This is a genomic window from Streptomyces sp. NPDC041796 (assembly GCF_055590785.1).
Map to the genome: position 1 here is coordinate 103,609 of NZ_JBVJAH010000007.1, position 20,612 is coordinate 124,220.

Annotated in this window: 24 protein-coding genes and 1 pseudogene; 5 read left to right on the forward strand and 20 right to left on the reverse strand. The window is 70.7% G+C overall.

Annotated features, from left to right (window positions below):
- Positions 1–176: 176 nt before the first annotated feature.
- From ACZ6C1_RS16015 to ACZ6C1_RS16025, 3 genes are read right to left on the reverse strand one after another with little or no spacing between them, the layout of a single operon-like run.
- On the reverse strand, positions 177–494 hold the full coding sequence (locus ACZ6C1_RS16015) for a DUF4235 domain-containing protein (protein ID WP_469241431.1): 318 nt from the start codon (positions 492–494) through the stop codon (positions 177–179).
- 8 nt (positions 495–502) lie between these two features.
- Positions 503–760, reverse strand: coding sequence for a DUF3618 domain-containing protein (locus tag ACZ6C1_RS16020; RefSeq protein WP_469241433.1), 258 nt, complete (start codon positions 758–760; stop codon positions 503–505).
- On the reverse strand, positions 757–1,146 hold the full coding sequence (locus tag ACZ6C1_RS16025; RefSeq protein WP_469241435.1) for a phage holin family protein: 390 nt from the start codon (positions 1,144–1,146) through the stop codon (positions 757–759). The genes ACZ6C1_RS16020 and ACZ6C1_RS16025 overlap by 4 nt, the downstream gene beginning before the upstream one ends.
- Positions 1,147–1,289: 143 nt before the next feature.
- On the opposite strand from ACZ6C1_RS16025, the gene dapA reads away from it, so the two are divergent.
- Positions 1,290–2,192 carry a 4-hydroxy-tetrahydrodipicolinate synthase gene (gene dapA / locus ACZ6C1_RS16030; protein WP_469241437.1) on the forward strand — a complete coding sequence of 301 codons (903 nt, stop codon included), beginning with the start codon at positions 1,290–1,292 and terminating at the stop codon, positions 2,190–2,192.
- Here dapA and ACZ6C1_RS16035 read toward each other — a convergent pair.
- The 14 genes and pseudogenes from ACZ6C1_RS16035 to ACZ6C1_RS16100 all read right to left on the reverse strand — a co-directional run bounded on the left by ACZ6C1_RS16035 (position 2,168) and on the right by ACZ6C1_RS16100 (position 12,611).
- Entirely contained in the window at positions 2,168–2,374 is a 207-nt protein-coding gene (locus tag ACZ6C1_RS16035; protein WP_469241439.1) for a hypothetical protein, read from the reverse strand. The genes dapA and ACZ6C1_RS16035 overlap by 25 nt on opposite strands.
- Before the next feature lie 91 nt (positions 2,375–2,465).
- On the reverse strand, positions 2,466–3,449 hold the full coding sequence (gene dapD, locus ACZ6C1_RS16040) for a 2,3,4,5-tetrahydropyridine-2,6-dicarboxylate N-succinyltransferase (protein ID WP_469241441.1): 984 nt from the start codon (positions 3,447–3,449) through the stop codon (positions 2,466–2,468).
- Positions 3,450–3,549: 100 nt separating this feature from the next.
- Positions 3,550–4,578: a hypothetical protein gene (locus ACZ6C1_RS16045; protein ID WP_469241443.1), complete on the reverse strand. Its 1,029-nt coding sequence runs from the start codon at positions 4,576–4,578 to the stop codon at positions 3,550–3,552.
- Complete coding sequence (locus ACZ6C1_RS16050; protein ID WP_469241445.1) at positions 4,571–5,191, reverse strand: RNA polymerase sigma factor; 621 nt, start codon at positions 5,189–5,191, stop codon at positions 4,571–4,573. Before ACZ6C1_RS16050 ends, ACZ6C1_RS16045 begins: the two co-directional genes overlap by 8 nt.
- A 61-nt stretch (positions 5,192–5,252) precedes the next feature.
- Positions 5,253–5,455: pseudogene (locus tag ACZ6C1_RS16055) on the reverse strand (TetR family transcriptional regulator); the annotation flags it as partial.
- A 27-nt stretch (positions 5,456–5,482) separates the two neighbouring features.
- Positions 5,483–5,848, reverse strand: coding sequence for a VOC family protein (locus ACZ6C1_RS16060; protein ID WP_469241447.1), 366 nt, complete (start codon positions 5,846–5,848; stop codon positions 5,483–5,485).
- Positions 5,849–5,901: 53 nt separating this feature from the next.
- Entirely contained in the window at positions 5,902–6,261 is a 360-nt protein-coding gene (locus ACZ6C1_RS16065) for a metal-sulfur cluster assembly factor (protein ID WP_469241906.1), read from the reverse strand.
- A gap of 65 nt (positions 6,262–6,326) precedes the next feature.
- Positions 6,327–6,788 (reverse strand): Fe-S cluster assembly sulfur transfer protein SufU, encoded by a 462-nt coding sequence (gene sufU / locus ACZ6C1_RS16070; RefSeq protein WP_469241450.1) that lies wholly within the window; start codon positions 6,786–6,788, stop codon positions 6,327–6,329.
- Positions 6,789–6,796: 8 nt separating this feature from the next.
- Positions 6,797–8,053 (reverse strand): cysteine desulfurase, encoded by a 1,257-nt coding sequence (locus tag ACZ6C1_RS16075; RefSeq protein ID WP_469241452.1) that lies wholly within the window; start codon positions 8,051–8,053, stop codon positions 6,797–6,799.
- Positions 8,050–8,814 (reverse strand): Fe-S cluster assembly ATPase SufC, encoded by a 765-nt coding sequence (gene sufC, locus ACZ6C1_RS16080; RefSeq protein ID WP_469241454.1) that lies wholly within the window; start codon positions 8,812–8,814, stop codon positions 8,050–8,052. The genes ACZ6C1_RS16075 and sufC overlap by 4 nt, the downstream gene beginning before the upstream one ends.
- 7 nt (positions 8,815–8,821) lie before the next feature.
- Positions 8,822–9,139, reverse strand: a complete 318-nt coding sequence (locus ACZ6C1_RS16085; RefSeq protein WP_126883593.1) for a non-heme iron oxygenase ferredoxin subunit — start codon at positions 9,137–9,139, stop codon at positions 8,822–8,824.
- Positions 9,139–10,320, reverse strand: coding sequence for a Fe-S cluster assembly protein SufD (gene sufD, locus ACZ6C1_RS16090; RefSeq protein ID WP_469241456.1), 1,182 nt, complete (start codon positions 10,318–10,320; stop codon positions 9,139–9,141). The genes ACZ6C1_RS16085 and sufD overlap by 1 nt, the downstream gene beginning before the upstream one ends.
- A 141-nt stretch (positions 10,321–10,461) precedes the next feature.
- Complete coding sequence (gene sufB / locus ACZ6C1_RS16095) at positions 10,462–11,877, reverse strand: Fe-S cluster assembly protein SufB (protein ID WP_469241457.1); 1,416 nt, start codon at positions 11,875–11,877, stop codon at positions 10,462–10,464.
- Positions 11,874–12,611, reverse strand: a complete 738-nt coding sequence (locus ACZ6C1_RS16100; RefSeq protein ID WP_469241458.1) for a helix-turn-helix transcriptional regulator — start codon at positions 12,609–12,611, stop codon at positions 11,874–11,876. Before ACZ6C1_RS16100 ends, sufB begins: the two co-directional genes overlap by 4 nt.
- Before the next feature lie 295 nt (positions 12,612–12,906).
- Between ACZ6C1_RS16100 and ACZ6C1_RS16105 the strand changes: the two genes are divergently transcribed.
- Genes ACZ6C1_RS16105 through ACZ6C1_RS16115 form a run of 3 tightly spaced genes read left to right on the forward strand, consistent with a single transcriptional unit; the run spans position 12,907 to position 15,620 of the window.
- Positions 12,907–13,833 carry an ABC transporter ATP-binding protein gene (locus ACZ6C1_RS16105; protein WP_469241459.1) on the forward strand — a complete coding sequence of 309 codons (927 nt, stop codon included), beginning with the start codon at positions 12,907–12,909 and terminating at the stop codon, positions 13,831–13,833.
- Positions 13,830–14,597 carry an ABC transporter permease gene (locus ACZ6C1_RS16110; protein WP_469241460.1) on the forward strand — a complete coding sequence of 256 codons (768 nt, stop codon included), beginning with the start codon at positions 13,830–13,832 and terminating at the stop codon, positions 14,595–14,597. Before ACZ6C1_RS16105 ends, ACZ6C1_RS16110 begins: the two co-directional genes overlap by 4 nt.
- A gap of 42 nt (positions 14,598–14,639) precedes the next feature.
- Complete coding sequence (locus ACZ6C1_RS16115) at positions 14,640–15,620, forward strand: COX15/CtaA family protein (RefSeq protein ID WP_469241461.1); 981 nt, start codon at positions 14,640–14,642, stop codon at positions 15,618–15,620.
- Positions 15,621–15,666: 46 nt separating this feature from the next.
- On the opposite strand, the gene ACZ6C1_RS16120 is transcribed toward ACZ6C1_RS16115, so the two are convergent.
- The 3 genes from ACZ6C1_RS16120 to ACZ6C1_RS16130 all read right to left on the reverse strand — a co-directional run bounded on the left by ACZ6C1_RS16120 (position 15,667) and on the right by ACZ6C1_RS16130 (position 18,137).
- Positions 15,667–16,746, reverse strand: coding sequence for an amidohydrolase family protein (locus tag ACZ6C1_RS16120; protein WP_469241462.1), 1,080 nt, complete (start codon positions 16,744–16,746; stop codon positions 15,667–15,669).
- A 68-nt stretch (positions 16,747–16,814) separates the two neighbouring features.
- Complete coding sequence (locus ACZ6C1_RS16125) at positions 16,815–17,150, reverse strand: hypothetical protein (RefSeq protein ID WP_469241463.1); 336 nt, start codon at positions 17,148–17,150, stop codon at positions 16,815–16,817.
- Positions 17,151–17,195: 45 nt separating this feature from the next.
- Positions 17,196–18,137, reverse strand: a complete 942-nt coding sequence (locus ACZ6C1_RS16130; protein ID WP_469241464.1) for a heme o synthase — start codon at positions 18,135–18,137, stop codon at positions 17,196–17,198.
- Positions 18,138–18,493: 356 nt separating this feature from the next.
- Here ACZ6C1_RS16130 and tkt point away from each other — a divergent pair, with 356 nt between their 5' ends.
- Complete coding sequence (gene tkt, locus ACZ6C1_RS16135; protein WP_469241466.1) at positions 18,494–20,581, forward strand: transketolase; 2,088 nt, start codon at positions 18,494–18,496, stop codon at positions 20,579–20,581.
- Positions 20,582–20,612: the final 31 nt, after the last annotated feature.

Consider the following 20,612-nt stretch of genomic DNA (forward strand, 5'->3'; position numbering starts at 1 on the left):
CCCCACCACAACAACACCCCCACCCCTTCTTGGAGGGGGGGCGCCCCTCTCCCCCCCCCCCCCCCCCCCCCCCCCCTCCACCCCCCCCCCCCCCCCCCCCCCCCCCCCCCCCCCCGCCGCTTCTCCGGCCGGCCGGACGAGCGGATGGGCTCCGGTCCGCCCGGGCCGGGCGCCGGTCAGCCGGGCCAGGTGCCGGTCAGCCGCCGGACCCCGACCGCCCCGGAGCGGTCCACCGCCGCCTTGACGACCGCGAAGATCGCGCCCTGCACGGCGGCGGCCAGCAGGATCTCCTTCCACTCCCGGTCCTCGTCCATGGCGTCCGGGGCGTCTCCGCTGCCGATCGCGGCCCACGCCTTGGCGAACAGCGTGCTGGCGACGGCGCCGCTCGCCATGCCGAGGAGGATGCCGACGGGCCGGTAGAGCAGCTTCTGCTTGCGCTTCTTCTTGTTCTTCCGCTGCTTGTTCTGCTGCCCGTTCTTCTCCTGCTTCGCCATCCCCGTTCTCACCCCCACTTCCCGGTACGCCGCAGCTGCCACAGCACCACGCCTGCGACCATGACCGCGGCGACCGCCGCGAGAAGCGGACGTGAGTGTTCGCGTACCGGTTCCGGGGTCTTGTCGTGCATCAGGTGCGCGGCGCGGGCCTTCACGTCCGTCTTCGCCATGAGCTGGTCGATGGTCTCGCCCAGTTCTTGCCGTTTGCGTGCCGCCTGGAGGCGGAGTTCGTCAGGTCCGGGGCGGTGGTGCGTGTCCCGTGTCATCGGTGGACCCTCTCCTTGATCTCGTGGACGTCCGAACGCACACCGTCGATCGCTCGCTCCGGCTTGGGCGGCACCGCGCGTTTCAGCTGCGTGCGGCCCAGCAGCGCGAGCACACCGGCGACCACGAGGAACAGCGCGGTCGCGATGAGGACCGCGAGCCAGGCGTCGAGCACGATGTTCAGCGCGGCGGCCACGGTGGCCCACACTCCGATGAGCCCTACATAGCCGACGGCCGCGGCGGCACCCAGCATTCCGCCGCCCTTGCCCGCTCGTTTCCCCTTCTCCATCATCTCGGCCTGCGCGGTGCGCATCTCGGTTTTCACCAGGTCGGAGAGCTGTTCCGACGCCTGCTTGACCAGCTCGCCGACCGACGGTTCTCCGGCCACGCGGATCGCCTCCCATCTCGTACGGGAAGCTTCGGGTACCCCGCCGAGCCGCCCCGGAACCAGCCGATTCTTCAGCAAGGCCCACCCTTGACCCGTAGGAGAACTAAGTAGACCTACACCATCCTGGGCCGCAGACTGCGCTCATGACCCTCATCGCCCCGCCCCCTCGCCCCTTCGGCCGCGCGCTGTGCGCGATGGTCACGCCCTTCACCGCCGCCGGGGAGCTGGATCCGGACCGGGCGGGGAAGCTGGCCTGTGACCTGGTGGCCCAGGGGTGCGACGGTCTGGTGCTGAACGGCACCACCGGCGAGTCGCCGACCACCAGTGACGCGGAGAAGGCCGTGCTGGTGCGGGCGGTGCGGGCCGCGGTGGGCCCGGGCATCCCGCTCGTGGCGGGGGTCGGCACCGCGGACACGGCGCACACGGTTGAGCTGGCCCGCCAGGCCGAGCGGGCGGGCGCGGACGGCCTGCTGGTGATCCCTCCGTACTACAGCCGCCCGCCCCAGGCGGCCGTCGAGGCCCACTTCCGGCGGGTGGCGGACGCGACCGGGCTGCCCCTGGCGCTGTACGACATCCCCGGCCGCACCGGTACGCGTATCGAGCCGGAGACGGTGCTGCGGCTCGCCGAGCACCCGAGGATCGTGGCCGTCAAGGACTGCGCGTACGACCTGCTGGGCACGACGAAGGTCCTCGCCCGCACGTCACTGGGGTACTACTCGGGCTGCGAGGAGACGAACCTGCCGCTGTACGCGATCGGCGGCGCGGGTTTCATCAGTACGGTCGCCAATGTGGCGCCCCGCCAGATGCGGGCGGTACTGGACGCGTTCGACGCGGGCGACACACGGCTCGCCGCCCGGCTGAACCGGCGCACCATCGCGCTGGCGGAGCTGATGATGGCGTCCGGCCTGCCGGGCACGGTGACGGTGAAGGCGCTGCTGGACGCGGGCCCGGTGCGTGAACCACTGCAGCCCGCCGGCCGGGAGGCGGTCGACGGGCTGCGGGCGGCGTACGAGGAACTGGTTCAGGAACCGACGACCTTGTTGTGACCGAGGATGGCGACGTGCTCCAGCACGTCCTCCATGGGGTCGTCGATCTGGCCGATCGACACCAGCGACACGCGGTGGCCGTTGTCCGAACCACTGTGGGCCTCGTCGGCGTGGGCGGTGGCGGGCGCGAGCACCGCCGCCAGCGCGAGGACCCCCGGAATGATGAGCCTGCCGGTCTTCATATGAGCCGTCCCTCGCCTTGCCGATTCGTGTGACTGTGCGCAACCTGCCTATCCACCCGAGTGGCGTAAAGGTTACGCACCATCACACGAATCAGTTGTTGCTGTGGAGGATGTCGTTGAGGCCGCCCCACACCGCGTTGTTCGGCCGGGCCTCGACGGTGCCGGTGACCGAGTTGCGGCGGAAGAGGATGTTGGACGCGCCGGACAGCTCCCGGGCCTTGACGATCTGGCCGTCGGGCATCGTGATGCGCGTACCGGCGGTGATGTAGAGGCCGGCCTCGACGACGCACTCGTCGCCGAGCGCGATGCCGACGCCCGCCTCGGCGCCGATCAGGCAGCGCTCGCCGACGGAGATGATGACGTTGCCGCCGCCGGAGAGGGTGCCCATGGTGGAGGCGCCGCCGCCGATGTCGCTGCCGTCGCCGATGACGACGCCCGCCGAAATGCGGCCCTCGACCATCGAGGTGCCGAGCGTGCCCGCGTTGAAGTTCACGAAGCCCTCGTGCATGACGGTCGTCCCGGCTGCGAGGTGCGCGCCGAGCCGGACGCGGTCGGCGTCGGCGATGCGGACGCCCTTGGGCGCGACGTAGTCGGTCATGCGCGGGAACTTGTCGATGCTGGTGACCTGGAGGTGCAGGCCCTCGGCGCGGGCGTTCAGCCGGACCTTCTCGACGTCGTCGACGGCGACGGGGCCGAGGGAGGTCCAGGCGACGTTGGCGAGAAGCCCGAAGATGCCGTCCAGGTTCTGCCCGTGCGGCTTGACGAGCCGGTGGCTGAGCAGGTGCAGGCGCAGGTAGGCGTCGTGGGCGTCGAGCGGCTTCTCGTCGAGCGAGGCGATGACGGTGCGTACGGCGACGACCTCGACACCGCGTCGGGCGTCGAGGCCGAGGGCCTTGGCGGCGCCCTCGCCGAGGAGGTTCACGGCCTGGTCGGAGGTGAGCCGCTCGGTCCCCGCGGGCCCGGGCTCGGCGACGAGCTCGGGGGCCGGGAACCAGGTGTCGAGAACGGTGCCGTCGCCGGCGATGGTGGCGAGGCCGGCGGCAACGGCGCCGGTGGTACGAGGTGCAGAAGTCATGCCAGAAACCTAACCGGCGCCCCGCCGCCCGGGCGAACCGGTCTCACGTCCCGGTCGCCCGCCCCAGGCCCCGTGCCGGGGGCGGGCGACCGGAATCGGGTCAGGAGCGTGCGCCCCGGGTGTCGACGATCTTGGTGGCCACGCGCAGGCCGGTGGCCAGTACGGTGCCCTTGACCACGTACGGGTGACCGGATCCCTTGCCCCTGATGTGGTAGTTCATCCCCGCGATGAGCTGGAACCCCCTGAGCTCCTGCGTCTGCGGGTCCAGCAGCAGGCGGAAGGTGTTCCGCTCGAAGGAATAGTCCCGGTAGTTGCCCTCGACCCAGAGCGCCGTGAAGGTTTTCTTCGCTTCCGGCACGGCGGTGGCCGTCAGCCGTACCCCGTCCAGCTCCCTGGCAACCTGGAGCAGCAGCTTCCTCTTCTCCGGGGACACCGTGGTCGCCGTCGCCAGGACCTCCGCGATCTCCTCGAAGTCGCGCTGCGCCTGGGTCAGGCGCGGCGCGCTGGTCACCGCGCTCGGGATGGACCGCTTCCGGATCATGCGGAGGGCGGCGTCAGGGTCGTCCGGCAGGTCCTCGACCAGCGCGTCCGCCTGCCGGGGGGTCAGGATGTCGGTCCCGGCCCCGTTGCTCCTGGCACCGGTCGGGGTCTGCGGGGGAGGCGTCTGCTGAGCAGGAGTCCGCGAAGCCAGCCACTCGTTCCATCCGTCGTAGCGGCTCCACGCCTCGTCCGCGCGGACCGGCCCGGGCTTCAGGTCGCACGGCTCGCCCGGCATGGGTTCCAGCTTGATGGAGAGCATCTCCATGGTGAAGTCACCACCGCTCCCCACCGTGCCGCAGCGCACCAACCACCAGTCGGTCTTGCGGTAGACGAACTGGTCCGCCCGCGGCTTGACCGTGGGCGCCGCGGGCTTCGCCGGCTCCCGGCCGCCCGGCAGCAGCGTGGCGAGCGTCGCCACCGCGGTCACGGCCGCCGCCGCACCCGCCATCGCGAGCCACCACCCGCCCCGGACGCGTCGCGGGGGGCGGCCGGCCTCGTCGAGGAGGCGTTGGCGGCCGGGGGCGAGGCGGGCGCGGTCGGGTGTGGGCGCGTCCGCGCGGAAGTCCTGGAGCGTCCGCATCTCATCCATGGGTGACCTCCGTGGCGAAGTCGTGTACGAGGGTGGGGTCGCAGTCGCCGAGCGCGGCCCGTACCTTTTTCCGGGCCCGGTTGAGCCGGGAGCGGACGGTACCGACGGGGATGGAGAGCGCCTCGGCGACCTCCTGGTACGTCAGGTCCGCCCACGCCACCAGCAGCAGTACGTGCCGGTCGCCGCCCGACAGGGACGCGAGCGCGCCGGCCAGCGGGCCGTGGGCGGCCTGGGCGGTGACCCGGTCGTCGGCGTGGTCGACCCAGGACTCGGCGACGGGGTCGTGACCGGTGCGGGCCAGCGCGTTGAGGGCGCGGACCTCGGTGCGGCGCTGCTTGCCGATCAGGTTGGCGGCTATGCCGTAGAGCCAGGGGCGGGCGTTGGCGCGCCCCCTGTCGTAGCGGGTGCGGGCGCGGAACGCGGCGAGGAACGTGTCGGCCGTGATGTCGTCGGCGGCCGCGTCGCCGAGCCGCCGGGTGGCGTACCGGTGGATGTCGGCGGCGTACCGGTTGTACAGCTCGGCGAAGGCTTCGGGACGGTCAAGCGATTCGGCGATGACGGTCGAGTCGTCGCCCCCGCCTGTGGGGGCGGCGCTGCCTGGTCGGCCGGTCACCGGGTCTCCGTCTGTTACGGGTGTGGTCACACCCTCTGTTCCCCGCAGGCCCGGTTCGGGTTCACGCGAGCGGTCGCGCCGGCATCTCGGCCGCGTACTCCTCGTCGTGGAGCGCGTCGGTCAGCAGGACCGGGAGGCAGATCCCTTCCATCAGGGCGACCAGCGCCCGGGCGGTGGCCCGGTCCGTCCGGGCCGACAGGGCGGTCACCACGCCGTCCGTCCACTCGGCGGCCACCGGGGCAGCGCGGGTCGCCGGAGGGCGGCGCGCACCCATCGGGGGCGGTGGGCCTCTCAGCCCGTGAGCGACTTCTTCGGCCGCAGTACGCAGAACTCGTTGCCCTCGGGATCGGCGAGGACCACCCACGTCACGTCGTCGCCCTGCCCGACGTCCACCCGCCGGGCCCCGAGGGCGATGATCCGCTCCACCTCGGCGTCCTGGTCGTCGGGCGCCAGGTCCAGGTGCAGCCGGTTCTTGACGGTCTTCTCCTCCGGCACGGTGAGGAGGACGATACCCGGCATCGCGTTCTCGTCGGCGCCGATGACGATCTCGTCGGGGTCCTCGTACAAGACCTTCCAGTCGAGGACCTGGGTCCAGAACCGGGCGAGAGCCGGGGCGTCATGGGTGTCGATGGCGATCTGGTACAGCGAAACGGCCATGCCCGCCAGTCTGCCTGGCGGGCATGGCCGTCGCAGCCGAAAAGCCGAAGACGTCAGACGTTGAAGCCGAGCGCGCGGAGCTGCTCCCGGCCGTCGTCCGTGATCTTGTCCGGGCCCCACGGCGGCATCCAGACCCAGTTGATCTTCAGCTCGTTGACGATGCCGTCCGTCGCGGCCTTCGCCTGGTCCTCGATCACATCGGTCAGCGGGCAGGCCGCCGACGTGAGCGTCATGTCCAGGGTCGCGATGTTGGAGTCGTCGATGTGGATGCCGTAGATGAGGCCGAGGTTGACGACGTCGATGCCCAGCTCGGGGTCGACGACGTCGTACAGCGCCTCACGGACCTCTTCCTCGGACGCCGGCTTCAGCGCGACCGTCCCGCCCGCGGGCTCCGTTACGTCCGTCCCGCTCACCGTCTCCGGCTCGGCCGCGGCCGTCTCGCCGCCGGCGGCGAGCTTGCCGGCCGTGTCGTTCTCACTCATACGGTCTTCCTCTCCGCGTCGCCCATCGCCTGGGCGGTGGCGTCCTTCCAGGCCATCCAGCTCAGGAGGGCGCACTTCACCCGGGCCGGGTACTTGGAGACACCGGCGAACGCGACCGCGTCCTCCAGCACCTCCTCCATCGCGTCGTCGGGCTCGATCCTGCCCTTGGACTGCATCAGCTCCAGGAAGGTGGCCTGGATCTGCTGCGCCTCGGCGAGTTCCTTGCCGACGAGGAGTTCATTCAGGACCGAGGCGGACGCCTGGCTGATGGAGCAGCCCTGGCCCTCGTACGACACGTCGGCGATCCGCGACCCGTCGTACTTCACGCGCAGCGTGATCTCGTCGCCGCACGTCGGGTTGACGTGGTGCACCTCGGCGTCGCCGTCCCGCAAGCCCCGCCCGTGCGGATGCTTGTAGTGGTCCAGGATGACGTCCTGGTACATCGAATCCAGCTTCACACCCGCTCCTAGCCGAAGAAGTTCCGGACGTGCTCCAGACCCTCGACCAGGGCGTCGACCTCGGCCGGAGTGGAGTACAGATAGAACGACGCCCGCGTGGTCGCAGGAATTCCGTACCTCAGGCAGACGGGCCGCGCGCAGTGGTGGCCGACCCGGACGGCGATGCCCTGCTCGTCGAGGACCTGGCCCACGTCGTGCGGGTGGATGTCGCCCAGGACGAAGGAGATCGCCGCGCCGCGGTCCTCGGCCGTCACCGGGCCGATGATCCGCAGGCCCGGGACCTCCTGGAGGCGGCGGACCGCGTACTCGGTGATCGCGTGCTCGTGGCGCGCGATGTTCTCCATGCCGATCGAGGTGAGGTAGTCCACCGCCGCGCCGAGACCGACGGCCTGCGCGATCGGGGGCGTACCGGCCTCGAACTTGTGCGGCGCCGGGGCGTACGTCGACGAGCTCATCGACACGGTCTCGATCATCTCGCCGCCGCCGAGGAACGGCGGGAGGTCCTCCAGCAGCTCCTGGCGGCCCCACAGCACACCGATGCCGGTCGGGCCGCACATCTTGTGGCCGGTGAAGGCGACGAAGTCGGCCTGCAGGGCCTGCACGTCCAGCGGCATGTGCGGGGCGGCCTGCGAGGCGTCGATCAGGACCAGGGCGCCGACGTCCTGGGCGCGGCGCACTATCGCCTCGACCGGGTTGACGGTGCCCATGATGTTGGAGACCAGCGTGAAGGAGACGATCTTCGTCTTCTCGGTGATGATCTCGTCGATGTTCGACAGGTCGAGGCGGCCGTCGTCGGTCAGGCCGAACCACTTCAGCTTCGCGCCGGTGCGCTGCGAGAGCAGCTGCCACGGAACGATGTTGGAGTGGTGCTCCATCTCCGTGATGACGATCTCGGTCTCGCTGTCGACGCGGTAGGGCTCATCGGCCCAGCCCAGCATGTTGGCGACGAGGTTGAGCGACTCCGAGGCGTTCTTGGTGAAGATCACCTCGTCCCGGCTGGGCGCGTTGATGAAGGCGGCGACCTTGTCACGCGCCCCCTCGTACAGCGCCGTGGCCTCCTCGGCCAGCACGTGCACGCCGCGGTGCACATTGGCGTTGTGCCGCTCGTAGTACTCGCTGACGGCGTCGATGACCTGGCGCGGCGTCTGCGAGGTCGCCGCGTTGTCCAGGTAGACGAGCTTCTTGCCGTCGTGGAGCACCCGGTCGAGGATCGGGAAGTCCTTGCGGAGCGCCTCGGTGTCGAGGAGGCCCGGCAGCTGTGTCACGCGGATACGCCACCCTTCGTGTAGGACTCGTAGCCCTCGTTCTCGAGCTTGTCGGCGAGCTCGGGGCCACCCGACTCGACGATCCGGCCGGCGGAGAAGACGTGGACGAAGTCGGGCTTGATGTACCGCAGGATGCGCGTGTAGTGCGTGATCAGCAGGGTGCCGACCTCACCGGTCTCGCGGACCCGGTTGACGCCCTCGGAGACGATGCGCAGGGCGTCGACGTCGAGGCCGGAGTCGGTCTCGTCGAGGATGGCGACCTTCGGCTTGAGGAGCTCCAGCTGAAGGATCTCGTGGCGCTTCTTCTCACCGCCGGAGAAGCCCTCGTTGACGTTGCGCTCGGCGAAGGAGGGGTCCATGTTGAGGCGCTCCATGGCCTCCTTGACTTCCTTCACCCAGGTGCGCAGCTTGGGGGCCTCGCCGCGGACGGCGGTGGCGGAGGTGCGCAGGAAGTTGCTCACCGAGACGCCGGGGACCTCGACCGGGTACTGCATGGCGAGGAAGAGGCCGGCGCGGGCGCGCTCGTCGACGGACATCTCCAGGACGTCCTCGCCGTCGAGGGTGACGGTGCCGCCGGTGATCGTGTACTTGGGGTGACCGGCCAGCGAGTACGCGAGGGTCGACTTGCCGGAGCCGTTGGGGCCCATGATGGCGTGGGTCTCGCCCTGCTTCACGGTCAGGTCGACGCCCTTGAGGATCTCCTTCGTGGCGTTGTCGGCCTCGACGGAGACGTGCAGGTCGCGGATTTCAAGCGTTGCCATGGGTGACTCAGGACTCCTGGGTGACGGAGACGAGCACATCGTCCCCTTCGATCTTTACGGGGTATACGGGGACGGGGCGCGTCGCGGGAAGACCGGACGGCTTGCCGGTACGGAGGTCGAAGGCGGACCCGTGCAGCCAGCACTCGATCTGGCAGTCCTCGACCTCGCCCTCCGACAGCGAGACGTTCGCGTGCGAGCAGATGTCGTGGATCGCGAACACCTCGCCCTCGGTCTGGACGACGGAGATGGGCGTGCCGTCGAGTTCCACCCGCTTCGGGGTGTCCTCCTCCAGCTCGCTCAGCCCACAGGCTCGGACGAAGGGCATCAGAGGGACGCCTCCAGCTCGGCCTCGATCTTGGCGATCAGCCGCTCCTCGACGTCCGGCAGACCGATCTGCTGGACGAGCTCGGCGAAGAAGCCACGGACGACGAGGCGGCGGGCCTCGGTCTCCGGGATACCGCGAGCCATCAGGTAGAAGAGCTGTTCGTCGTCGAAGCGGCCGGTGGCCGAGGCGTGACCGGCGCCGGCGATCTCGCCGGTCTCGATCTCCAGGTTGGGCACGGAGTCGACGCGGGCGCCGTCGGTCAGAACCAGGTTGCGGTTCATCTCGTACGTGTCGGTGCCCTCGGCCGCGGCCTGGATGAGCACGTCACCGATCCACACGGCGTGGGCGTTCTCACCCTGCAACGCGCCCTTGTAGGCGACGTTCGACTTGCAGTGCGGGGTGTTGTGGTCGACCAGGAGGCGGTGCTCCTGGTGCTGGCCCTTCTCCGTGAAGTACAGGCCGAACAGCTCGGCCTCGCCGCCGGTCCCGGCGTACTTCACGCGCGGGTGGAGGCGGACGACGTCGCCGCCGAAGGTGACGACGACCGACTTGAAGGAGGCGTCGCGGCCGACCAGCGCGTTGTGCTGGCCGACGTGGACGGCCTTCTCGTCCCAGTCCTGGATGGAGACGACGGTGAGCTTGGCGCCGTCACCGAGGACGTAGTCGACATTGGCGGCGAGAACCGCGTCACCGGTGTGGTCGATGACCACGACGGCCTCGGCGAACGCGCCGAGCTCGACGACCTGGTGGCCGAAGGCGGTACCGCCCTCGCCGTGCACGGAGATCCGGATCGGCTCGGTGAGCACGGTCTCCTTGGGCACGGTGACGACCGAGGCCTTCTCGAAGGCGGAGTACGCCTGGGCGGCGACCCGGTCCACCGGGGTGCCGGCCTTGCCGAGCCGGGCGTCGTCACGGCCGACGGTCTCGACGGTGACACCCTCGGGCGCCTCCACCTCGACGCGGACGCCGTCGCCGGTGGCGACCGCGGTGCCGTCGTGCAGCCCGCGGAGCCGCTCCAGCGGCGTGAACCGCCACTCCTCCTCGCGGCCGTGCGGGACGGGGAAGTCCGCGACGTCGAAGGACGGGGGCGCGCTCATGCGGGTCGCGACGGTGGACTCGGCGGCCACCGCGATGGAGCCGGCGGTGGTGGAGCCCACCGGGATGTTCTGAGCCTCAGCCATGGCTGTCGGTCTGCTCGCTTTCTGCGTTCGGTGCGTTCGCTGCCCACGGGGCGGGTCCGGCCGGGGCCGGCCGCCCCGCGGGCGGCTCACTGGGCTCACACCGGGTGAGCCCGGGGACGTGATCGATACGGCCGGGGGCTGCTAGCCCACCGCGCCTTCCATCTGCAGCTCGATCAGCCGGTTGAGCTCGAGCGCGTACTCCATGGGCAGCTCCTTGGCGATCGGCTCGACGAAGCCGCGCACGATCATCGCCATGGCCTCGTCCTCCGACAGGCCGCGGCTCATCAGGTAGAAGAGCTGGTCCTCGGAGACCTTGGAGACGGTCGCCTCGTGGCCCATGGACACGTCGTCCTCGCGGACGTCGACGTACGGGTACGTGTCCGAGCGGGAGATCGTGTCGACGAGCAGCGCGTCGCACAGCACGTTGGACTTGGAGCCCGGGGCGCCCTCGCCGATCTCGATGAGACCGCGGTAGGAGGTGCGGCCTCCGCCTCGCGCCACCGACTTGGAGACGATGTTGGAGGAGGTGTTCGGCGCCATGTGGACCATCTTGGCGCCGGCGTCCTGGTGCTGGCCCTCGCCGGCGAAGGCGATCGACAGGGTCTCGCCCTTGGCGTGCTCACCCATCAGGTAGACGGCCGGGTACTTCATCGTCACCTTGGAGCCGATGTTGCCGTCGACCCACTCCATGGTCGCGCCCTCGTAGGCCACGGCGCGCTTGGTGACCAGGTTGTAGACGTTGTTCGACCAGTTCTGGATCGTCGTGTAGCGGCAGCGGGCGCCCTTCTTCACGATGATCTCGACCACCGCGGAGTGGAGGGAGTCCGAGGAGTAGATCGGGGCGGTGCAGCCCTCGACGTAGTGGACGTAGGCGTCCTCGTCGACGATGATCAGCGTCCGCTCGAACTGGCCCATGTTCTCGGTGTTGATCCGGAAGTAGGCCTGGAGCGGGATCTCGACGTGTACGCCCTTGGGGACGTAGATGAACGAGCCGCCGGACCACACCGCCGTGTTCAGCGACGCGAACTTGTTGTCGCCGACCGGGATGACCGTGCCGAAGTACTCCTGGAAGAGCTCCGGGTGCTCCTTCAGCGCGGTGTCGGTGTCGAGGAAGATGACGCCCTGCTCCTCCAGGTCCTCGCGGATCTGGTGGTAGACGACCTCGGACTCGTACTGGGCCGCGACACCGGCGACGAGGCGCTGCTTCTCCGCCTCGGGGATGCCGAGCTTGTCGTACGTGTTCTTGATGTCCTCGGGCAGGTCCTCCCAGGAGGCCGCCTGCTTCTCGGTGGAGCGGACGAAGTACTTGATGTTGTCGAAGTCGATGCCCGACAGGTCGGAGCCCCAGTTCGGCATGGGCTTCTTGTCGAAGAGGCGCAGACCCTTCAGCCGCAGCTTCAGCATCCACTCGGGCTCGTTCTTCTTCGCGGAGATGTCGCGGACGACGTCCTCGGAGAGACCGCGCTTGGCGGCGGCACCGGCCGCGTCCGAGTCGGCCCAGCCGTACTCGTACCGACCCAGGCCCTCAAGCTCGGGGTGGCTGATCTCGGTGGTCATGCGGGGTTCCTCCCGGCCGTGCTTGCGGATGCTGATGATGTGGTGGTCTGTGGGGCGCTGTGCGGGATGTACGTCGTGCAGACGCCGTCGCCGTGGGCGATGGTCGCCAGTCTCTGCACATGGGTTCCCAGCAGACGGCTGAAGATCTCCGTCTCAGCCTCGCACAGCTGCGGGTACTGCTCGGCGACGTGGGCGACCGGGCAGTGGTGCTGGCACAGCTGCTGTCCGACCGGCGCGTTGCGCGCCGTGGCAGCGTACCCGTCCGCACTCAGGGCCTTGGCGAGCGCCTCGGCCCGGTCCTCGGGCGCCGCCGCCTCGACCGCTTCGCGGTACGCCTCCGCCTGGGTCTCGATGCGGTCCCGGGCGAACGCGGCGACCGCCGCCTCTCCGCCCGCGTTCTGCTCGATCCAGCGCAGCGCGTCGACGGCGAGCGTGTCGTACGACTGGTCGAAGGCGTCCCGGCCGCAGTCCGTCAGGGCGAACACCTTGGCCGGGCGGCCGCGGGTGCGGGCGCCGTAGACGCGCTGTTCGCGCGGGGCGACGACGTCGTCGGCGACCAGGGCGTCGAGGTGCCGCCGGACGGCGGCCTGAGTGAGGCCGAGCCGCTTCGCGAGCTCGGCCACGGTGGACGGGCCGTGATCCAGGATGGACCGCGCGACCCGGTTGCGCGTGGAGCGCTCCCCGGTCGCGAGTTCCTCCGCTGGAGCCGCGGGAGCCTCACCGACGTTTTTCACAACGCCATTGTTGCGTAATTCCTCGGAGACTGACAAGCGACGTCCGGAGGGGCGGACGGTGCCGTACATCACTAAGGGAAACCTAACCTGACCTGGGAAAACGATCAGCGCCGAGGTCGGGCCGAGGCCATCGCACCCCTGCCTGACCTGCCCGTTTTGCCCGATCGCCGTCGTCGTCGAGGGTCTGGCCGGGCATGCTCCGGGCGGCCTCGCGCACCCCTTTCCGGCGGATTCCGGTCCCGGGGACGCCACCCGCCGAACGGGTCGCCGCGCCGCGCTCTCTAGACTTCCGCCCATGCGAAACGAGTCCGTCGTCCAGGTCCGGGGCCTGGTCAAGCGGTACGGGACCAAGACCGCGGTGGACGGCCTCGACCTCGACGTCCGGGCGGGCACCGTCACCGCCGTCCTGGGGCCCAACGGGGCCGGCAAGACCACCACCGTCGAGACGTGCGAGGGCTACCGCCGCCCCGACGCCGGCACCGTCCGCGTCCTCGGCCTCGACCCGGTCGCCGACGCCGCCCGCCTGAGGCCCCGCATCGGCGTGATGCTCCAGTCCGGCGGCGTGTACTCCGGCGCCCGGGCCGACGAGATGCTCCGCCACATGGCGAAACTGCACGCCCGCCCCCTGGACGTGGACGCCCTGATCGAGCGCCTCGGCCTCGGGTCCTGCGGCCGGACGACGTACCGGCGGCTCTCCGGCGGCCAGCAGCAGCGCCTGGCGCTCGCCATGGCCGTCGTCGGCCGCCCCGAGCTGGTCTTCCTGGACGAGCCGACCGCCGGTCTCGACCCGCAGGCACGCCGCTCCACCTGGGAGCTGATCCGCGAACTGCGCGCCGACGGAGTCACCACCGTCCTGACCACCCACTTCATGGACGAGGCCGAAGAGCTCGCCGACGACGTCGCCATCATCGACGCGGGCCGGGTCGCCGCCCAGGGCAGCCCCGAGGAACTCTGCCGCGGTGGCGCCGAGAACACCCTCCGCTTCACCGGCCGCCCCGGCCTGGACCTCGGCTCGCTGCTGAAGGCACTGCCGGACGGCACCGCGGCCGCCGAGCTGACGCCGGGCGCGTACCGCATCAGCGGCACGGTCGACCCGCAGCTCCTCGCCACGGTCACCACGTGGTGCGCACAGCACGGGGTGATGCCGGACGGCATCGCGGTCGAGCGCCACACCCTCGAAGACGTCTTCCTCGAACTGACCGGCAAGGAGCTGCGATCATGAGCGCCGGGACCTATACGCCCGAGCCCGGTGCGGCGCCGGTCGGGCGGATGATCGCCGCGCAGGCCGCCTTCGAGACCAGGATGATGCTGCGCAACGGGGAGCAGTTGCTGCTCACCGTGATCATCCCCTCCCTCCTCCTCGTCCTGTTCTCCACGGTCGACATCGTCGACACGGGGAGCGGCAGGGCCGTGGACTTCCTGGCCCCCGGCGTCCTCGCGCTCGCCGTGATGTCTACGGCCTTCACAGGACAGGCCATCGCGACCGGTTTCGAGCGGCGGTACGGGGTGCTCAAGCGCCTCGGGGCGTCACCGCTCCCCCGTTGGGCCCTGATGACGGCCAAGACCGCCTCGGTGCTGGTCACGGAGGTGCTCCAGGTCGCGCTGCTGACGGTGATCGCGCTGGCGCTCGGCTGGTCGCCGCACGGCAGCCCCCTGTCCGTCCTGCTGCTCCTGGTCCTCGGTACGGCGGCCTTCTCCGGGCTGGGGCTGCTGATGGCGGGCACGCTGCGGGCCGAGGCGACGCTGGCCGCCGCGAACCTGGTGTTCCTGCTGCTCCTGGTGGGCGGCGGGGTGATCGTGCCGCTGGAGAAGTTCCCGGACGCGGCGCGCGCCGTGCTGGAGCTGCTGCCGATCTCGGCGCTGTCGGAGGGCCTGCGGGACGTGCTCCAGGGCGGGGCACCGATGCCGTGGGGCGCGGCGGGCGTCCTCGCGGTGTGGGCCGTGCTCGGGCTGGGCGCGGCGGCGCGTTTCTTCCGCTGGGAGTAGTCACGGGGGCCTCGTGAACGCATGCACAAGCACCCGCCTACGATGGAGTCCGTGTTGACCCCCCTCGCCTATATCGCCCAGCGCTGGACACCCTCCCCCAAGACGGTCCGGCGCGCCGCACTCTCCGCCGTCGTCATGACGGTCGTCATCATCGTCACGGGCGGTGCCGTCCGGCTGACCGGTTCCGGGCTCGGCTGCGACACCTGGCCCAAGTGCACGGACGACAGCCTCTTCACCACGTCCGAGCAGGGCATCCACGGCGCGATCGAGTTCGGCAACCGGATGCTGACGTACGTGGTGTCGGCGGCGGTGGGCTGGTTCATCGTGGCGGCCCGCTGCGCGAAGCCGTGGCGGCGGGAGCTGAGCCGGCTGGGCTGGCTGCAGTTCTGGATCGTGGTGCTCAACGCCGTCATCGGCGGCATTACGGTGCGCCTGGAGCTCAACCCGTGGACGGTGGCCGTTCACTTCCTCGCCGCCAACGCGCTGCTCACGGTGACCACCGTCAGCTGGCTGCGCACCGGTGAGGGCGACGGCCCGGCCCGGCCGCGCGTGCCGGGGCCGGTGCGGAAACTGGGCTGGACGCTGGTGGTCGTCGCCGGGCTTCTGGTCGCGGCGGGCACGACGGTGACCGGCTCGGGCGAGCACGCGGGCGACAGCAGTGACGTACCGCGCATGCCGTTCGACTACGCCTCCGTCGCCCAGGTCCACGCGCTCTTCGCCTGGGCGGTGTGCGCGCTGGCGCTCGCCATGTTCTTCGTCCTGCGCGTGGTGGACGCCCCCGACGACACCCGGGCGCGCGCCCGTGACCTGCTGCTGGTGCTGCTCGCGCAGGGCGGGATCGGGTACGTGCAGTACTTCACCGGGGTGCCGGAGGTCCTGGTCGGCCTGCACATGCTGGGCTCGTCCCTGATGTGGATCGCGGTGCTGCGCCTGGCCCTGAGCCTGCGCGAGCGGCCCCTGGGGGCGCCGGACAGCGCGCTCCCGGCACAGGCGCGGGACCAGGCGCTGAGCCCCACCGCCTGACCGGGCCGGTATCCCGCCGCCCGACCCGGCCGGTACCCCGCAGCGTCTAGACCAGCCGGTACACCCGCCGGGCGTTCCCCGCCGCGATCATGTCGGCGACGCGCTGGGCGTCGCGGCGGGACCAGGAGCCGTCGCAGACCCAGTCGGCCAGCACCCGGCCGAGCGCCTCGCGGAACACCCGCGCGCCCACCACGTGCAGTTCGGGCAGCCCGCGCGCACCGCTGGAGAACAGCAGCTTGCCGAAGGGCGCGAGCTCCAGCGTCTCGGCGAGGACGGCCGCCGCCCGCGCGCCCGTCCGCGCGAGTGCGGGTCCCAGGTCGGCGTACACGTGCGGGAACACGCTCGTCAGGTGGGCGGCCTGCCGGTGGTACGGGTAGCCGTGCAGCAGCACCAGGTCGGTGCCCAGCCCGGACGTGGCCGCGGCGAAGTCGCCGAGCGTCATGGGGTCGTCCTCGCCCACGTGCAGCTGGAGCGGCCGCCCGGACGAGACGGCGATCCACAGCAGGTGCCGCAGCAGTACGGGGTCGGTGAGCGCCCCGCCGACCCCCCGCCAGGCCAGCCAGCGCCCCGCCGCGCCCCGCACCTCCCCGGGGCCCGGGGGCGCGGGCGCGAGGGCGAGCCCGTGGCGTACCGCCGCCACGGAGGTGAACGCGACGGCGGAGACGGCGGCGCCGTGCACGGCTTCGGCGAGGTTGGCGAGCAGGGAGTCGACGGTGCCGGACGTGTCGGCGACCTGCTCGGCGAGCAGTTCCAGACGGACGATCTCGTGGGCCCTGGCGTCCGCCGCGGCGGCGATCTCGACCGGGCCGGTGAGGTCGCCCGGCAGGCCGGTCTCCACCAGGTAGGTGGAGATACCGGTGGCGCGCAGCAGCCGGCGGCCCGCCTCCAGGACGCCGAGCTCACGCCGCCGGGCCAGGTAGTGGGCGGGCGGGCAGTGCGGTTCGAGGCCCAGGAGGGGCGGGCACCAGCGCCGTACGGCGAAGCCGGTCTGTGTGTCGAAGAAGGTCGTCCCGGCCGCGGGCGGGCCGGCGGACCGGCCGAGCAGGGTCTCGAAGGTGCCCAGGCCCAGCTCCGTACGGAGCACCCCGTGACAGTACTGGTCCACCAGCGTCGGGGTGTCGATCATTGCGGGGGCTCCCTGCGATGGCTGAACCGTCACAGGTCCTAACGGGTGAGCCCGCTCAAGGTGTTGCCTCAGTCGTTCGAGGGGCCGCCGAGCTGGATGCCGGCCATGCGGGTCCACTCGTACGGGCCGGTGCGGACCTTCGCCGCGAAGTCGCCGTCGAAGGACTCGTGGAGGGTGAGGCCCGCCTTCTCGGCGGCGCTCTTCGCGACCTCGTGCGTGGGTGCCACGAGGTCGCCCCAGGCGCCGTCCTCGCCGACGAGCACGATACGGATGCCCACCTGGCCGATGTGGGCGAGCTGCCCCTCGGCGCCGCCGTGCTCCTTGGAGAACGCCTGGATCTGCTTGGCGAGCTTCGCCGCCCGGTGCTCGGCCTGCTTGGTGCCGCCCTGCTTGGTGTCTGCCATGAACAGGATGCTACCCACCGGTAGTAAAACTCGCCAGAGTCTGGCCTACCGCAGGAAGGGGTCCACCGCGACCGCCACGAACAGCAGGGACACATAGGTGATCGACCAGTGGAACAGCCGCATTTCCTTGAGCTTGCCGCCGGTCTCGCCCGCCTTGGCGCGGTTCTGCAGGGCGTGCGCCTCCCACAGCCACCAGCCGCCGGTCGCGAGCGCCACCGTCGTGTAGAACCAGCCGGTGTAGCCGAGCGGCGTGAGCAGCAGGGAGACGGCCACCATCACCCAGCTGTAGAGGACGATCTGCCGGGCCACGACCCTGTTGGAGGCGATGACGGGCAGCATGGGGACGCCCACGCGCGCGTAGTCCTCCTTCACCTTCATGGACAGCGGCCAGTAGTGCGGCGGCGTCCAGAAGAAGATGACGAGGAACAGGACGACGGCGGCCCAGGACATCGAGTTGGTGACCGACGACCAGCCGATCAGGACCGGCATGCAGCCGGCGATGCCGCCCCACACGATGTTCTGCGCGGTGCGCCGCTTGAGGATCATCGTGTAGACGACGACGTAGAAGAGGAGCGCGCCCAGGGACAGCCACGCGGACAGCCAGTTGACGAGCAGCCCGAACCAGAGCGTGGAGACGACGGCGAGGGTGAGGCCGAAGACCAGCCCCTCGCGCGGCGAGACCATGCCGGTGACCAGGGGGCGCTGCGACGTACGGTCCATGAGGGCGTCGATGTCGCGGTCGATGTACATGTTCAGCGCGTTGGCGCCGCCGGCCGACAGGTAGCCGCCGAGGCAGGTGGCGAGCACCAGCCAGAGGTCGGGCACACCCTGCTCGGCCAGGAACATCACGGGGACCGTGGTGATCAGCAGAAGCTCGATGATCCGCGGCTTGGTCAGCGCCACGAAGGCCTTGACGCGGGCCCCGAATGGCCGCTTCCCCGTGCTCGTCCCGAGCACACCCGCCGGACGGGATTCGACGGCCGTCACGCACACCCCTGACAGAGACATCCCAGCGAGTCGCCTCCTGGGCGTGAAGGCCCGGTAAAGACTCGCGCGTACCACGCCACTGTAGACGTTGCCCATACCTCGCCCTCCGCGGGGGTGGGTCGTGTTGGAGAGGGCACCGCAAAGGGTGGTTTCCACGCTCGGATGAGCGATCGGATGAGCGCCTCCGTATTCACTTGCTGAAAGCCGTGGAGCCCAGTCAGGAGGCGGATCCCAGCGGATCCCGGCAGTCTGGAATGACTCGAAAAAATGCACGTTCTCACGGGGGTAGGCTCAACAACGGCCGGTGGGATCTACGCCACCGGCATTCGACATGTGGAGAGGAGCCCTGACCCAGGGTGAGCACCAAGCCGACCACCACAGACCTCGAGTGGACCGAGTTGGACCAGCGGGCCGTCGACACCGCCCGCATCCTGGCCGCCGATGCCGTACAGAAGGTCGGCAACGGCCATCCCGGTACGGCCATGAGCCTGGCCCCTGCCGCCTACACCCTCTTCCAGAAGGTGATGCGGCACGACCCGGCGGACGCCGACTGGACCGGGCGCGACCGTTTCGTGCTGTCCGCCGGACACTCGTCCCTGACGCTGTACACCCAGCTCTACCTGGCCGGCTTCGGTCTGGAGCTGGACGACCTGAAGGCCTTCCGGACCTGGGGCTCGAAGACCCCGGGCCACCCGGAGTACGGCCACACGGTCGGCGTCGAGACGACGACCGGTCCGCTGGGCCAGGGTGTCGCCAACGCCGTGGGCATGGCCATGGCCGCCCGCTACGAGCGCGGCCTGTTCGACCCGGAGGCGGCGCCCGGCACCTCGCCGTTCGACCACTTCGTCTACTGCATCGCCGGTGACGGCTGCCTCCAGGAGGGCATCTCCGCGGAGGCGTCCTCCACGGCCGGGCACCAGAAGCTCGGCAACCTGATCCTGCTGTGGGACGACAACCACATCTCGATCGAGGGCGACACCGAGACCGCCGTCTCGGAAGACACGATGCAGCGCTACGAGGCCTACGGCTGGCACGTCCAGCGCGTGGAGCCGAAGGAGAACGGCGACCTCGACCCCGAGGCCCTCTTCCGTGCCCTCCAGGCCGCCAAGGCCGAGACGTCGCGCCCGTCGTTCATCGCGATGCGCTCGATCATCGCCTGGCCGGCGCCCCACGCGCAGAACACCGAGGCCGCCCACGGCTCGGCGCTCGGCGACGAGGAGGTCGCGGCCACCAAGCGCGTCCTGGGCTTCGACCCCGAGAAGTCCTTCGAGGTGTCGGACGAGGTCATCGCCCACACCCGGCAGGCCCTCGACCGCGGCCGTGAGGCCCGCGCGAAGTGGGAGAAGCAGTTCCAGGAGTGGCGTGCCGCCAACCCGGAGCGCGCCGCCGAGTTCGACCGCATCGCCGCGGGTGAGCTGCCCACCGGCTGGGAGGAGAAGCTCCCGGTCTTCGAGCCCGGCAAGGGCGTCGCCACCCGCGCCGCCTCCGGCAAGGTGCTCCAGGCGCTGGGCGCGGTCGTCCCCGAGCTGTGGGGCGGCTCCGCCGACCTGGCCGGCTCGAACAACACGACGATCGACAAGACGTCGTCGTTCCTCCCGGTGGGCAACCCGCTGCCGGAGGCGGACCCGTACGGCCGCACGATCCACTTCGGTATCCGTGAGCACGCCATGGCCGCGGAGATGAACGGCATCGCGCTGCACGGCAACACCCGCATCTTCGGCGGCACCTTCCTGGTGTTCTCCGACTACATGCGCAACGCCGTCCGGCTCTCCGCGCTGATGCACCTGCCGGTGACGTACGTGTGGACGCACGACTCCATCGGCCTCGGCGAGGACGGCCCGACGCACCAGCCGGTCGAGCACCTGGCCTCGCTGCGCGCCATCCCGGGCCTGAACATCGTGCGCCCGGCCGACGCCAACGAGACGGCGATCGCCTGGCGCGAGATCCTCCGCCGCTGGACCAAGGAGTTCGGCAAGGGTGCTCCGCACGGTCTGGCGCTCACCCGCCAGGGCGTTCCGACGTACGAGTGGAACGACGACGCCGCCCGCGGCGGCTACGTGCTGTTCGACGCGGAGGGCGGCGAGCCGCAGGTCGTGCTGATCGCCACCGGCTCCGAGGTGCACCTGGCCGTGGAGGCCCGTGAGCAGCTCCAGGCCGCCGGCGTCCCGACCCGGGTCGTCTCGATGCCGTCCGTCGAATGGTTCGAGGAGCAGGACCAGGGGTACCGGGATGCGGTGCTGCCGCCTTCGGTGAAGGCGCGCGTCGCGGTCGAGGCCGGCGTCGGTCTGACCTGGCACCGGTACGTCGGTGACGCGGGTCGCATCGTTTCGCTGGAGCACTTCGGTGCTTCGGCCGACGGCAAGGTGCTCTTCCGGGAGTTCGGCTTCACTGCGGAGGCGATCGCCGCCGCCGCCCGGGAATCCCTCGACGCCGCAGCGCGCTGACGCCGGTATACGACTAGTAGGAGATGCAATT

What these genes read in the sequence shown, in the direction of transcription:
- dapA (WP_469241437.1), top strand. Translation starts at nt 1,290, where the DNA reads ATGACCCTCATCGCCCCGCCCCCTCGCCCCTTCGGCCGCGCGCTGTGC.
- ACZ6C1_RS16015 (WP_469241431.1), bottom strand. Translation starts at nt 494, where the DNA reads ATGGCGAAGCAGGAGAAGAACGGGCAGCAGAACAAGCAGCGGAAGAAC.
- ACZ6C1_RS16060 (WP_469241447.1), bottom strand. Translation starts at nt 5,848, where the DNA reads ATGGCCGTTTCGCTGTACCAGATCGCCATCGACACCCATGACGCCCCG.
- ACZ6C1_RS16110 (WP_469241460.1), top strand. Translation starts at nt 13,830, where the DNA reads ATGAGCGCCGGGACCTATACGCCCGAGCCCGGTGCGGCGCCGGTCGGG.
- ACZ6C1_RS16115 (WP_469241461.1), top strand. Translation starts at nt 14,640, where the DNA reads ATGGAGTCCGTGTTGACCCCCCTCGCCTATATCGCCCAGCGCTGGACA.
- ACZ6C1_RS16120 (WP_469241462.1), bottom strand. Translation starts at nt 16,746, where the DNA reads ATGATCGACACCCCGACGCTGGTGGACCAGTACTGTCACGGGGTGCTC.
- ACZ6C1_RS16020 (WP_469241433.1), bottom strand. Translation starts at nt 760, where the DNA reads ATGACACGGGACACGCACCACCGCCCCGGACCTGACGAACTCCGCCTC.
- ACZ6C1_RS16045 (WP_469241443.1), bottom strand. Translation starts at nt 4,578, where the DNA reads ATGGATGAGATGCGGACGCTCCAGGACTTCCGCGCGGACGCGCCCACA.
- ACZ6C1_RS16085 (WP_126883593.1), bottom strand. Translation starts at nt 9,139, where the DNA reads ATGCCCTTCGTCCGAGCCTGTGGGCTGAGCGAGCTGGAGGAGGACACC.
- sufC (WP_469241454.1), bottom strand. Translation starts at nt 8,814, where the DNA reads ATGGCAACGCTTGAAATCCGCGACCTGCACGTCTCCGTCGAGGCCGAC.
- ACZ6C1_RS16125 (WP_469241463.1), bottom strand. Translation starts at nt 17,150, where the DNA reads ATGGCAGACACCAAGCAGGGCGGCACCAAGCAGGCCGAGCACCGGGCG.
- ACZ6C1_RS16035 (WP_469241439.1), bottom strand. Translation starts at nt 2,374, where the DNA reads ATGAAGACCGGCAGGCTCATCATTCCGGGGGTCCTCGCGCTGGCGGCG.
- sufD (WP_469241456.1), bottom strand. Translation starts at nt 10,320, where the DNA reads ATGGCTGAGGCTCAGAACATCCCGGTGGGCTCCACCACCGCCGGCTCC.
- sufB (WP_469241457.1), bottom strand. Translation starts at nt 11,877, where the DNA reads ATGACCACCGAGATCAGCCACCCCGAGCTTGAGGGCCTGGGTCGGTAC.
- dapD (WP_469241441.1), bottom strand. Translation starts at nt 3,449, where the DNA reads ATGACTTCTGCACCTCGTACCACCGGCGCCGTTGCCGCCGGCCTCGCC.
- ACZ6C1_RS16105 (WP_469241459.1), top strand. Translation starts at nt 12,907, where the DNA reads ATGCGAAACGAGTCCGTCGTCCAGGTCCGGGGCCTGGTCAAGCGGTAC.